The sequence below is a fragment of the Shewanella salipaludis genome (assembly GCF_012911865.1).
GTDB classification, from domain to species: Bacteria; Pseudomonadota; Gammaproteobacteria; order Enterobacterales; family Shewanellaceae; genus Shewanella; species Shewanella salipaludis.
On record NZ_JAAXYH010000001.1, the window covers coordinates 316,718 to 329,478 of the forward strand.

Below are 12,761 nucleotides of genomic sequence, written 5' to 3' on the forward strand. Positions count from 1 at the left end.
AAAGGATAAAGACAGCTTAAACACTCTTGCCCTGTCATAAAACATCCTGAACAGAGCGCATGCGCGATACATTGATGAGCACGCCCAAGGCTGCAACCTAGCATCTATCGGCAGCATTATGACGGTAGCGTCAGTCGGCCGGCCAGTCTCTGCTGAGTCAGGTCACACGAGAAAGGCAAAACCGGAGGCCATGGCTACCGCAGGACGCCATGGTTATTGCATGGCATCTGGATTTTTAACAATCAGCGGTTAAGGCATTTTTGTCGGCAAGCTGTGAAGGCGGCCTGCAACAGGGCGGCTGCGTGGCGGGACAAAGACGTGGGGGGATTGGCAGTTTTGTTGGTTATCTTCCCTGAATCTGTGTCCTTGGCCTTATGTCTGCGGACGCCGGCCGCACACAACCGGGATCAAGATTACAGAAATAACAGTGGCTTAACAAGTAGTGGCGTGGAGATAGAGCATGAGAGCTGGGATATGGAGAGTTGGGACGGAGAGTTGGGACATATATGGTCACCTTGGGTTGGACTTTGATGCCACATGGGACACAAGTACAGGCATTGTCACGTCAGGGACCGTTGGCGGCAGGGAGAGCATCGCAGAGTTTAGCTGTGTGTGCTCAGCACCTTGGCGATAAAGCCGGAGTCGCGGTCGACGTCCTTGGCCTTGAGTCTGTCGACCAGGACGGCGCTGCTTCCTTTGATGTCTTCAGCAATGCAGAGGTACTTGGGGTTAACCCATGATATCTCGTAAGCGAATAGCCAATGCCCGGCATTCTTCTTCGGTGCCGATATTGGTAAAGCTGAGAATTAAACTCGGGTGAACGGGTCTCGATGACCACTGGGATAACCCCTGGGCAAACAGGCCTGCCTGCATCATCTTATCGGCGAGCTCAGCATCAACAATATTTGGATCGGTAAGCCTTACCAGCATGTGCATGCCACCGGGTTGGGGTTCAATCGAGACCTTGGCACCCAACACTTGCTTAAAGACTCTGGCGGTTAATTCCCGGCGTTCACGATAGAGTTTTCTCATACGCTGAATATGCCGGGAAAAGTGACCTTCCTGCATAAAGGCCTGCACGCAAGCTTGAGTTAATCCAGATACATTGCCGCCATAGAGTTCGGAGCATTGCTCAAATGCCGGGATTTGGCTTTTTGGCACCACTATATAAGCCATGCGCAAACCGGGAAACAGCACCTTACTGAAGGTGCCCGAATAGATAACCCTGTCCTGTGTATCCAAACTTTTTAATGCAGGCAGTGGCTGCCCTGTGTGTCGGTATTCGCCGTCATAGTCGTCTTCAATGATCCAGCTTTGGTTGTGCTCGGCCCAATCGAGTAATACCTGCCGGCGTTGAAGTGATAAGGACACGCAGGTTGGGCTCTGGTGCGCCGGCGTCACTATCACGGCAGTGGCCTGGGTGTTCGGCGGCAGATTGATGCCTTCGCCATCGACAGCTATCGGCACAATATTGACGTTATGATTGGCGAGGATTTTCCGGGTCAGGGGGTAACCTGGATCTTCCACTGCGACCTTGGCTTGTGGCCTGAGCAGTACATGGGCTATCCAGTTAATGGAATGGACATATCCGGAGGTGATAAACACTTGGGAGGGCTCACATTGAACCCCACGGGCAAGTTGCAAATACTGGGCTATGGCGATTCTGAGTTGCGGGCTGCCATAAACGGAAGGATAAGTCAGATCATCAAGGTTGATGTTGCGGGCACACCTTGCCGCCATCCTTGCCCAGGCTTGCCTGGGAAAAGCATCCAACGCCGGAATACCCAATTGAAAGGGGAGGACGACGGAGGTTTCTACTTCAGTGTCAAAGCCGGGTTGACGTGTGCTTACCTGACTGGGTTTGAGCTTGGAGGGTTCGAACAAGTGCTGACTGACCAAGGTGCCGGCTTGGCCTCTAGACTCAATGTAGCCTTCGGCTTTCAAGATGGCATAACCTTCCTCTACCGTGCCGCGGGCGACGCCCATTTCCTTGGCCAGGGTACGGGCCGAGGGGAGCCGCTCTCCGGGCTTGAGTATCCCTTGCATAATTGCCGTATGAATTCGTTGATAGACTTGCTTATAGGCCAAGACTTTAGTCATTTATCTGCTCCCGGGCCCAAGGTATGAGCGACATGCATCTGTCGCTGTGGTTTATAAGAATGGTCTATAAAAATAGTCAATTTATGGATCTTATTGTGAGCCATGGCTATTTGTATCATATCGGCGCAAAGGGTGAAACCGGTACATGCCAGTGCTTATCTGTAGGGTGAAAATATGAACGTTTTAGTGATCAACTGCAGCCCGCAACAGCCAGCCTCCTCAACCTCTAAAGTTTTTACTCTTTCAGTTTTTATTCTTGCAGTAAAAATCACGATAGGAAAATTGTTATGAAGACAGGCTTTAACACCTTGTTAAAAACGCCATTGATCGCATTTTTATGTTTATTGACCTTGGCTCAAGTTGCCCACGGCGCGGACGATGACTATTCGGCCGAGGGGGAACGAAGAGCAAAATCGGCAGGGGAGTCTTTAGTGGGGACGCCGGCCCCTCAAATGCAGTTCCAAACCCTTGATGGCAGGACCATAGATCTTGCCGAGCTTTATGGTAAAAAGCCGGTTTATATTAAATTCTGGGCAACCTGGTGTGTACCCTGCCGTGAACAAATGCCTGGCTTCGAAGATATCAATAAGAAATATGCTGACAAGATCCAAGTGATCGCGGTGAACACAGGGATCAGCGATTCCGTAACATCCGTCACCGAGTTCAGCAAGAAAATGGGATTGTCCATGCCCATTACCATAGACGATGGCAAGCTGGCTCGTGCGTTTCATTTGCGTGTTACCCCTCAACATTTGCTGATTGATAAAAATGGTAAATTTGCCTATTTCGGCCATAGGGATGATACAGAGTTCCATCAGGCTCTGGATAAGGTTATCGCCGAAAAAGCCAGTGGCAAGCCTTTAGCCAATCCGACCTTTGTCGCTAAGGATTCAGGCTATAACCTGGGTGATACAGTGCCGGAGCTTGCTTTCTCAACCATAGATGAAAAGCCGCTCAAGTTTACATTTAATACCGACGGCAGTAAAAAACTGGCCCTGGTGTTCTTCGGCCCTTGGTGTGAATGGTATTTGGAGAAAACGGAGCCCAAGACCTCGCTGGCCTGTACTCAAGTGCGTGAGCTGCTTGAGCAAAAATCCCAAGCGGCCTCGGTGCAATGGGTGACGGTATCGACCAATTTATGGTCATCGGTTGCCGAGCTTGATGACTACCGTAAAAGCTATGGCACCAGCATGCCAATAGTGTTCGATAAGGAAGGGGACTTATTCAAGCAATTTGGTGTTAATCAAGTGCCGAGCATTACCTTAATCGATGCCGACGGTAAGGTTAGCCTGAAATCTTCGATTCAGGATGAGGATTTCGATGCCGCCTTACACGCAATTTCAACATTGAAATAAGCCCGCCATCTTGAAACCAAAGGTTAAACATGAAGCAGTTAATTAAGTTTGTTGCCGGGTTGATTATCCTGATAAGTTCATTGCAGGTCATTGCCGATGAGGTTAATGAAAAGCAGCACCTGATTGCCATTTCCATGATGCTGGCGTCCGGAAAGACGGTCACAGGCACCCGGGAATTGGCCATCACCATGAGGCCACAAAAGGGCTGGCATGGGTATTGGCTGAATCCGGGAGATGCAGGTTTCCCAACACGTTTCAATTGGCAGCTGCCAAAGGGTGTGACGATAGGAGAGGTGCAATACCCGGCCCCGAGTCGGCTGGTGACCCGTGATATCATGAATTACATTTATCACGGCGAATATACCTTGCTTGCACCTGTCACCGTCGATAACAGCATCGCCGTTGGCACTTCGCTGCCCATAACACTCGATATCGGCTATCTGGTGTGTGATCCCACCAGTTGTTTACCAGAGCAACAAATTATCACGCAACACTTCACCCTGGGTGATGCCAAGGTTGGGCTGGATGAGCAGCAGCAATTTAGCCAATGGCGGCAAATGTTGCCCAGGCCATTGGCTGTTAATGGCCGGTTTGCAATCGAAGACAAGGTATTCAGGCTTGCTTTGCCGCTGCCCGCCTCGGTCGATAGCAGTGATGCGCATATCTACCCCATCGTCAATAATACCTTGGTAAACAATGCCAAGCAGACACTGACCCATGAAGGCGATGTGCTTAGTATGCAGACTCAAGCGGGCGATGCGTCGGTGGCACTGTTTCAGGGTGTCTTGGTGTTGAGCGATGGTACGGCACTGAGCTTCGATGCCCATAAAACTGACGCCAGCGCCTTTGCCGCGCCATCGATAAAGGAACAGCACTCCGGCAGTCAGGGCAGCTGGTCCCCCAGTGTCACTGTGGTGGGTATCACGGCTTTTTTCGGCGCGGTTTTAGGCGGCTTATTGCTTAACGTCATGCCCTGCGTGTTCCCTATCCTGAGCCTGAAGATCTTGAGCCTGTCACACTCAGGCTCGGAGAAAGACGCCAGAATGGGCTCGGTTGCCTATACCTTGGGTGCCGTGTTGGTCAGTGTCTGCTTGGGCGGTGTGATATTGGGTCTCAGAGCCTGGGGGCATCAAGTCGGCTGGGCATTCCAGTTGCAAAGCCCCGCCGTGATTGCCGGCTTGATCCTCTTGATGAGCGCAATCGGGTTTAACTTGGCGGGCTTATTCGAAATAGGGACATTAACCTCAGGCTCCAGATTGCAAGATCAGAAAGGTCCCATGGGGGATTTCTGGACCGGGGTGCTAGCGGCATTCATCGCTACCCCCTGTACCGGCCCCTTCATGGCGACGGCCTTAGGCGCAGCCCTGGTATTACCGACGGCGGTGGCATTCATGATTTTTGCCGGTTTGGGTTTCGGCATGGCCTTGCCGTTTCTGTTGGTGGGTTATATCCCGGCATTACGTACGTGCTTGCCCAAGCCCGGGGCCTGGATGGTCACCGCAAGGCGGATCCTCGCTTTGCCCATGTTCATTACTGCGTTAGGCCTGGTGTGGATTCTGATGCGTCAATCAAACGATGCTTATGTCTTGTCTGTGCTTGCAGCCACCATGTTATCCACCTTTGGTCTGTGGCTTACCGGTCTGTGGCAACACTCGCAGCATAAAGGCAAGTGGTGGCCGGGCTTGTTATTGACCCTATTGCCTCTGCTGGCCCTCATTTACTGGGTTCCACAGGCGAATACGGCTCCACAGCATGGGCCGGAAGATGCCTCGGAAGTGACTGTCTTTAATAAGGAACAGCTCAAATTGTTAGCTGCGCAACAGGATGTGTTTGTGTATTTTACGGCCGACTGGTGTTTAACCTGCAAGGTGAATGAGCAAACATCGATAGCGCGCCAAGAAGTCAAAGCGGCGTTTAAACAACACAATGTCGCGACCCTGATTGGCGATTGGACCCGGGGTGACAGCCGGATCACCGAGTTCTTGGCACAACATCAGCGTTCGGGTGTCCCTTTGTACTTGTGGTACAAAAAGGGCACAGATGAGCCCATAGTGCTGCCGCAGATCTTGTCACCCTCGATACTGATCGACCTGGCCGAAAGCTAGCCACAGGCGGGGGGATCTTGGGTACTGCATGCTGACAGTGAGACTTTAGCTGTTTCAACACCTTGAGCCAGAACAGCACTTTAAAATGGGGAAATGCCAAGAAGCTGGCTGAGTTGCACTACCTTAAGCGACCGTCACAGCGGGTGCTCGCACTCATTTTCACAATGCTGATTTTCACTGTGCTGATTTTCCGCTACAGACAAAAAAGCGAATGCCGGGGCATTCGCTTTTTTTATGTTTTAAACCTGAACGCTTACAGCACCTTGGCGATGGATTCTGCCAGGTAGTCGACGTTCGCTTCGCTGATCCCGGCGATGCGGCTGGAGGTGACCATATATGTCCCACTCATTGCCTATCACATTGAATTTAAAATTGTTACTTGGTTGACGCTTAGGTAGGAAGGTTATGGCTCCCGAAGTGAAGGGCTCAGGCATTCTGATAAAATTACTCAATTTGGAGTACTATATTGCAATCGCACTGATTGTAGATTCCCATGACTATTCCCATTAAAAATTTAACCAACCCTGAAATTTCTTGTTCAAATTGTCAGGCTTGTTGCTGTCGTTTAGAGGTGATGCTCATTACTGACACAGGCGTTCCTGAGCAGCATATCGCTTTCGATGAACGAGGTGGTGAAACCATGTTGCGCCTAGACGATGGTTGGTGCTCCGCGTTAGACAGAGAAACGTTGATGTGTACCATTTATGAAAATCGACCTTGGATTTGTCGAGAATTTGCAATGGGTTCATACGAATGTCGCGATGAAAGGAAAGAGTTGATGTGAGTTTGGTGGCATTAACTTTCAATTTAAATTAATTGGTTGTCAGCTATGATGACCATGGTTTGCTGCTCAAGCCGACGGCGAACTTGTGCCTATGTAGTAGACACCAACGTAGACACCAACATAGTTAGATAGCTGTGTCACATATTGCTGAGATCTAGGTTACGCATAGTCACCCAAACTCTTTAGGGCAAGACCTATTCATCATAGGGGAGCTGACACTTATCCATGACATTTTTTAAGCGAAGAGCAATTCCCGGCATGCTTCTTCGGTGCCGATATTGGTAAAGCTGAGAATTAAGCTCGGGTGAACGGGTCTTGATGACCACTGAGATAACCTCTGGGCAAACAGGCCTGCACCATCTTATTGGCGAGTTCGGCATCAACAATACTTGGATCGATAAGTTTTACCAGCATGTGCATGCCGCCAGGTTGGGCTTCAATAGAGATCTTGGCACCTGACACTTGGTTAAAGACTCTGGCGGTTAATTCCCGGCGTTCACGATAGAGTGTTCTCATACGCTGAATATGCCGGGAAGGTGACTAGGGTGAGAGATCGTGGCGTGCCAAAATGAGTGCTCGCACCTGTCCGATAGACTTGGCCTTTCCCGGGGCTTTGCTTGGAAATATTGTCCACAATGTGCAAGTGTGGACAAAAAAGCGAATGCCTGGGCATTCGCTTTTTTATTCCAGTCGACCTCAGTGCTTAAGGCTCACAATTTACAATTTACAATTTACAACTTACCACTTTCAGTGCCCAGCACTGAGTCTTGTGCGCTTAGAGTACCTTGGCGATGGACTCTGCCAGGTAATCCACGTTGGCTTCGCTGATGCCGGCGATGCTGATGCGGCTGGAACCTACCATGTAGACGCTGAACTCGCTCTGCAGTCTGGCGACCTGCTCTGGATTGACGCCGAGGAAGGAGAACATACCTTTCTGGCGGGCGATGAAGCTGAAGTCGCGGTCGACGCCCTTGGCCTTGAGTCTGTCGACCAGCATGGCGCGGTTGCCGTTGATGCGATCGCGCATGACCTTGAGCTCGTCCAGCCATTCCTGTTTCAGTTCGGCCGAGCCAAGGATGGTTTCCACTATCGCCGCACCATGGGCCGGTGGCATGGAGTAGATGCAACGCACCACATACAGCAGCACCGACAGGGCCACGTTGGCCGTGGCACTGTCTCTGGCTATGATGGAGCAGGCGCCGATACGCTCACGGTAGAGGCCGAAGTTTTTCGAGCAGGAGCTGCAGAGGATCATGTTGTCGACGGCCGCCGCCATCTTGCGCACCCCATAGGCATCTTCATCCACGCCGTCGCCGAAGCCCTGATAGGCCATGTCGATGAGCGGGGTGAAGCCCTGCTGGCGGGTGACTTCTACGACCTTATCCCACTGCTCCGTGGACAGATCCATGCCGCTGGGGTTATGGCAGCAGGCATGCAGCAACACCACGTCATCGGCGCCTATCTGCGTCAGGGTGGCCAGCATCTCGTCGAACTTGAGGCTCTTGCTGTCGTAATCATAGTAAGGGTAGGTCTTGACCTTGATGCCCGCCGCTTCGAACAGCCCGGTATGGTTGGCCCAGGTCGGATCGCTGACCCAGAGCACGGCATTGGGATTGCAACGTTTGATGAAGTCGGCGGCGACCCTCAATGCGCCCGTGCCGCCCGGGGTAGATACGGTGCGGATGCGGTTGGCCAGCAGGGCGGGATGATCAGTGCCGAAGGCCAGCTGGGTCATCAACTCGTTGAAGGCGGCCGAGCCGGTAGGGCCTATGTAGACCTTGGTGTCTTCGGTATCCAGGCGGTATTGTTCGGCTTTCTTGACGCAACTGAGGATAGGCGTGTGGCCCTGGGGATCTTTATAGACACCGACGCCTAAATCCACCTTGTTGGGGTGACTGTCTTCGCGGTACTTGGTCAACAAACCCAGAATGGGATCTGCAGGCATAGCGGTTAGGGTGTTAAACATGGCTCCATCTACCTTCTTATCAGTTGCTGTGACCCATGGATTGCGTCTTGGTGTCGGATAGGGCGACCCATTGATGGTCAGTGAGCTGTTTTTGCGAGTTGTCCGTTAGCATAACGTGAATGCCGGCGTTTATTAAAGACAAATGATGTATTTATCCCGGGCCGGGGCGGCAAATTTAACTGCCGAAATGCACCATAAAACCCAAGAAAACGGCGTGGTTTTTATGTTTTTGTCATTTTTGTACCAAATCAGGGTGAAAATTTCGACTAAATGCCGCATTTAGCCGAAAAAACGGTTGAATCCTGGCGGACAATGGGTAACTTTATCACCACGACCAGCCAATTCTGTCTGAATAACCTCAATTTTGGAATGTTAACTTGACGCCATGTAGCGTCAGGTTGCCACTGTCTTTATGCTATCAGCGTAGATCAACTTGCGACCGACACACACTCGGCGCCTAAATGGAAGAAGACCCAGTCAATGAAACAGTTACGTCTCGAGCCAATTCAAAGTGTCAACGGGGTGGTAAACATTCCCGGCTCCAAGAGCATCTCCAACCGGGCCTTATTGCTGGCCACCCTGGCCAAAGGGAAAACGACCCTGACCAATCTGCTCGACTCGGATGATATCCGCCACATGCTGGCATCGTTGAAACAACTGGGTGTCGGCTATCAGTTGTCCGCTTGCAAGACTGTCTGTGAGGTCGAAGGCCTCGGCGGCCCCTTGTCTGCCACCCAGGCACAGACCCTGTTCCTGGGCAATGCCGGCACCGCCATGCGTCCCCTGTGCGCCGCCTTGACCCTGGGGCAGGGCGAGTTCACCCTGACGGGCGAGCCGCGCATGGAAGAGCGCCCCATCGGCGATCTGGTCGATGCCCTGCGCCAACTGGGTGCCAGGGTCGATTACCTCAAGAACGAGGGCTTTCCGCCACTGACCATCACGGCGACCGGCCTCGACGGCGGCGAGGTCGAGATTGCCGGCGATCTGTCCAGCCAGTTTCTGACTGCGTTGCTGATGGTGGCGCCGCTCGCCAAGGGCGCGGTGAATATCAATATCAAGGGTGAGCTGGTGTCCAAGCCCTATATCGACATCACTATCAAGCTGATGGCGCAATTCGGCGTCGACGTGATCAACCACGACTATGGCCGCTTCGAAATTCCTGCCGGCCAAGCCTATGTGTCTCCGGGCAAGGTGCTGGTGGAAGGCGATGCCTCGTCGGCGTCTTATTTCCTGGCGGCCGGTGCCATCAAGGGCGGCGAGGTCAAGGTCACAGGTGTCGGTCGCCTGAGCATCCAGGGGGATGTGAAGTTTGCCGATGTGCTGGCGCAGATGGGCGCCGAGATAGAATGGGGCGACGATTACATCATAGCCCGCGGCGCACCCTTGACGGCTGTGGACCTGGACATGAACCATATCCCGGATGCCGCCATGACCATCGCCACCGCGGCGCTGTTTGCCACGGGCACCACCCGTATCCGCAACATCTATAACTGGCGCATCAAGGAAACCGACCGCCTGGCCGCCATGGCCACCGAGCTGCGCAAGGTCGGCGCCGAGGTCGAGGAAGGGCAGGATTATATCTGCATCACTCCGCCTGTCGTGCTCAACACGGCCGAGATAGACACCTACAACGACCATCGCATGGCCATGTGTTTCTCCATGCTGGCCTTCGCCGCTTGCGGCATCACAATCAATGATCCCGACTGCACCTCCAAGACGTTCCCCGATTACTTCCGCCAGTTTGCCGCCCTGGCGGGTTAGTCCTCCCACCCCGTAGGTTAAAAACCGGGCCGCCGGATGGCGGTCCGGTCGGCTGTGAAAATTTCCACGGATCTTTACTTGCTTGTGATGTACAATACCGCGCGCTCATTTTCGGTGGCTCCAACAGGGGGACACAGGGAAGATGGTTATTTTTTGCGGAGGAATTTATGTCTGAACGGGCTCCTGTAGTCACAATCGACGGCCCAAGTGGTGCGGGTAAGGGTACAATCAGTCAGCTATTGGCTCAGCATTTAGGCTGGCAATTGCTCGACAGTGGTGCCATATACCGTGTGCTTGCTCTAGCCGCTATACATCACGATGTTGAGCTGGAAAACGAAGAAGCCATCACCTTGTTGGCGGCACATCTGGATGTGCAATTCTTAACGGGTGACGACAAGGATGCGATCAAGGTCGTACTCGAAGGCGAAGATGTCACCAGCAGTATTCGTAGCCAGGAGTGCTCCAACGCCGCCTCTAAAGTGGCGGCATTTCCGCGGGTGAGGGAAGCCTTGCTCAGGCGTCAGCGGGCGTTTCAGACCACCCCGGGTCTGATTGCCGATGGACGGGATATGGGCACAGTGGTTTTCCCCACGGCACCGGCCAAATTATTTTTAACCGCTTCGGCTGAGGAAAGGGCCCAGAGGCGCTATAATCAGTTGCAGGACAAGGGCTTCGATGTTAACATCGAACGCCTTTTAGCCGAAATTATCGAACGTGACGATCGCGATATGAATCGCCCGGTGGCTCCTCTAGTCCCGGCCGAGGATGCGTTGGTCATAGATACCAGCGGTAAAGGCATCACCGAAGTGCTCGAGTTAGCGCTCAAACACATCGAAACCAAGATATCCGGGATCGGCCAGTAGGCCGGTTTATCGGGTGGTATTCGTATTAAGGATGATACGGATAATTTGACTGACTCCACGTTCAGGATGAACAGTGGTTTATTAAAGAAAGTAACCTAAACATGACTGAATCTTTTGCTGATCTATTTGAACAATCCCTTCAAACTCTGGAGTTCCGTCCAGGTTCTATCGTTCGTGGTACTGTTGTTGCCATCGAAAACGGTATGGTACTGGTTGACGCTGGTCTGAAGTCTGAAAGCCCAATCCCTGCTGAACAGTTCAAAAACGCTCAAGGCGTTTTGGAAATTGCAGTTGGCGACGAAGTTGACGTAGCCCTCGACTCTGTTGAAGACGGCTTCGGTGAGACTCAACTGTCTCGCGAAAAAGCGAAACGTCATGAAGCTTGGATCGTTCTGGAAAAAGCGTACGAAGATGCTGAAACTGTAATCGGTATCATCAATGGTAAAGTTAAAGGCGGTTTCACTGTTGAATTAAACGGTATCCGTGCCTTCTTGCCAGGTTCTCTGGTTGATGTGCGCCCAGTTCGCGACACCGCTCACTTAGAGTACAAAGAATTAGAATTCAAAGTTATCAAGCTGGACCAGAAGCGCAACAACGTTGTGGTTTCTCGTCGTGCTGTTATCGAGTCTGAAAGCAGCGCTGAGCGTGATGCACTGCTCGAAAATCTGCAAGAAGGCCAAGCAGTTAAGGGTATCGTTAAGAACCTGACTGACTACGGTGCATTCGTAGATTTAGGTGGTGTTGACGGTCTGCTGCATATCACAGATATGGCGTGGAAGCGTGTTAAGCACCCATCTGAAATCGTCAATGTTGGTGACGAAATCAACGTTAAAGTACTGAAGTACGATCGTGAGCGCACTCGTGTGTCTCTGGGTCTGAAACAACTTGGCGAAGATCCATGGTTGGAAATCAGCAAGCGCTACCCAGAAAACACACGTTTGACTGGTCGCGTTACTAACCTGACTGATTACGGTTGCTTCGTCGAAATCGAAGAAGGCGTTGAAGGTCTGGTTCACGTTTCTGAAATGGATTGGACTAACAAGAACATTCACCCATCTAAAGTGGTTAACTTAGGTGATGAAGTTGAAGTTCTGGTTCTGGACATAGACGAAGAGCGTCGTCGTATTTCTCTGGGTCTGAAGCAATGCAAGACCAACCCATGGGATGATTTCGCAACTCGTTACAACAAAGGTGACAAAGTCTCCGGTAAGATCAAGTCAATCACTGACTTCGGTATCTTCATCGGTCTGGACGGCGGCATCGATGGTCTGGTTCACCTGTCTGACATTTCTTGGAACGGTACCGGCGAAGACGCTGTTAGCGAATACAAGAAAGGCGACGAAATCCACGCCGTGGTTCTGTCTGTTGACCCAGAGCGTGAGCGCATCAGCTTAGGTGTTAAGCAAACTGAAGACGATCCATTCAACGCTTACCTGGCCGACAAGAAGAAAGGTACCATCGTAAACGGTACTGTTTCTGCTGTTGATGCCAAAGGTGTGACTGTTGAACTGGCCGACACTGTTGAAGGTTACATCCGTGTAGCCGACATTTCACGTGAGCGTATCGAAGATGCATCTACCGTCTACAATGTAGGTGATGCGATCGAAGCCAAGTTCATGGGTGTTGATCGTAAGAACCGCTCTATCAGCCTGTCAATCAAAGCGAAAGACGAAGCTGAAGAGAAAGAAGTAATGGCGACTCTGAACAAACAAGACGATGCCGTTATCAGCAATGCAATGGCTGAAGCGTTTAAAGCAGCCCGTAAATAATCGCCTGTCGTGTGGGGAGAGACTTCTCCCCATTTAGGCGACTGTGTTTGGCTTGATA

At 51.9% G+C, this 12,761-nt stretch carries 9 protein-coding genes; 6 read left to right on the forward strand and 3 right to left on the reverse strand.

Features of this window, described 5'->3' with window-relative positions:
* Positions 1 to 729: 729 nt before the first annotated feature.
* Positions 730 to 2,100, reverse strand: a complete 1,371-nt coding sequence (pdxR, locus tag HC757_RS01315; protein WP_169562450.1) for a MocR-like pyridoxine biosynthesis transcription factor PdxR — start codon at positions 2,098 to 2,100, stop codon at positions 730 to 732.
* A gap of 287 nt (positions 2,101 to 2,387) precedes the next feature.
* Between pdxR and HC757_RS01320 the strand changes: the two genes are divergently transcribed.
* From HC757_RS01320 to HC757_RS01330, 3 genes are all read left to right on the forward strand, one after another.
* Positions 2,388 to 3,455 carry a TlpA family protein disulfide reductase gene (locus HC757_RS01320; RefSeq protein WP_169562451.1) on the forward strand — a complete coding sequence of 356 codons (1,068 nt, stop codon included), beginning with the start codon at positions 2,388 to 2,390 and terminating at the stop codon, positions 3,453 to 3,455.
* 29 nt (positions 3,456 to 3,484) lie between these two features.
* The gene (locus tag HC757_RS01325) at positions 3,485 to 5,560 is read left to right on the forward strand and encodes a protein-disulfide reductase DsbD family protein (protein ID WP_169562452.1); all 2,076 of its coding nucleotides are present in this window, start codon (positions 3,485 to 3,487) and stop codon (positions 5,558 to 5,560) included.
* A gap of 493 nt (positions 5,561 to 6,053) precedes the next feature.
* On the forward strand, positions 6,054 to 6,344 hold the full coding sequence (locus HC757_RS01330; RefSeq protein WP_169562453.1) for a YkgJ family cysteine cluster protein: 291 nt from the start codon (positions 6,054 to 6,056) through the stop codon (positions 6,342 to 6,344).
* Between the two features lie 294 nt (positions 6,345 to 6,638).
* Here the strand turns inward: HC757_RS01330 and HC757_RS01335 are convergent, their stop codons facing one another.
* Together HC757_RS01335 and HC757_RS01340 are read right to left on the reverse strand one after the other, a co-directional pair.
* Positions 6,639 to 6,860, reverse strand: coding sequence for a hypothetical protein (locus HC757_RS01335; RefSeq protein WP_169562454.1), 222 nt, complete (start codon positions 6,858 to 6,860; stop codon positions 6,639 to 6,641).
* A gap of 259 nt (positions 6,861 to 7,119) precedes the next feature.
* Complete coding sequence (locus HC757_RS01340; protein WP_169562455.1) at positions 7,120 to 8,310, reverse strand: amino acid aminotransferase; 1,191 nt, start codon at positions 8,308 to 8,310, stop codon at positions 7,120 to 7,122.
* A 480-nt stretch (positions 8,311 to 8,790) separates the two neighbouring features.
* Between HC757_RS01340 and aroA the strand changes: the two genes are divergently transcribed.
* The 3 genes from aroA to rpsA all read left to right on the forward strand — a co-directional run bounded on the left by aroA (position 8,791) and on the right by rpsA (position 12,703).
* Positions 8,791 to 10,071, forward strand: a complete 1,281-nt coding sequence (gene aroA / locus HC757_RS01345; RefSeq protein ID WP_169562456.1) for a 3-phosphoshikimate 1-carboxyvinyltransferase — start codon at positions 8,791 to 8,793, stop codon at positions 10,069 to 10,071.
* Positions 10,072 to 10,238: 167 nt separating this feature from the next.
* The gene (cmk, locus tag HC757_RS01350) at positions 10,239 to 10,934 is read left to right on the forward strand and encodes a (d)CMP kinase (RefSeq protein ID WP_169562457.1); all 696 of its coding nucleotides are present in this window, start codon (positions 10,239 to 10,241) and stop codon (positions 10,932 to 10,934) included.
* A 101-nt stretch (positions 10,935 to 11,035) separates the two neighbouring features.
* On the forward strand, positions 11,036 to 12,703 hold the full coding sequence (rpsA, locus tag HC757_RS01355) for a 30S ribosomal protein S1 (RefSeq protein WP_169562458.1): 1,668 nt from the start codon (positions 11,036 to 11,038) through the stop codon (positions 12,701 to 12,703).
* Positions 12,704 to 12,761: the final 58 nt, after the last annotated feature.

Bases quoted from the DNA above. Each gene is read 5' to 3' on its own strand.
- pdxR (WP_169562450.1), bottom strand. From the start codon at position 2,100: ATGACTAAAGTCTTGGCCTATAAGCAAGTCTATCAACGAATTCATACG.
- HC757_RS01340 (WP_169562455.1), bottom strand. From the start codon at position 8,310: ATGTTTAACACCCTAACCGCTATGCCTGCAGATCCCATTCTGGGTTTG.
- rpsA (WP_169562458.1), top strand. From the start codon at position 11,036: ATGACTGAATCTTTTGCTGATCTATTTGAACAATCCCTTCAAACTCTG.
- HC757_RS01330 (WP_169562453.1), top strand. From the start codon at position 6,054: ATGACTATTCCCATTAAAAATTTAACCAACCCTGAAATTTCTTGTTCA.
- HC757_RS01320 (WP_169562451.1), top strand. From the start codon at position 2,388: ATGAAGACAGGCTTTAACACCTTGTTAAAAACGCCATTGATCGCATTT.
- HC757_RS01325 (WP_169562452.1), top strand. From the start codon at position 3,485: ATGAAGCAGTTAATTAAGTTTGTTGCCGGGTTGATTATCCTGATAAGT.
- cmk (WP_169562457.1), top strand. From the start codon at position 10,239: ATGTCTGAACGGGCTCCTGTAGTCACAATCGACGGCCCAAGTGGTGCG.
- aroA (WP_169562456.1), top strand. From the start codon at position 8,791: ATGAAACAGTTACGTCTCGAGCCAATTCAAAGTGTCAACGGGGTGGTA.
- HC757_RS01335 (WP_169562454.1), bottom strand. From the start codon at position 6,860: ATGAGAACACTCTATCGTGAACGCCGGGAATTAACCGCCAGAGTCTTT.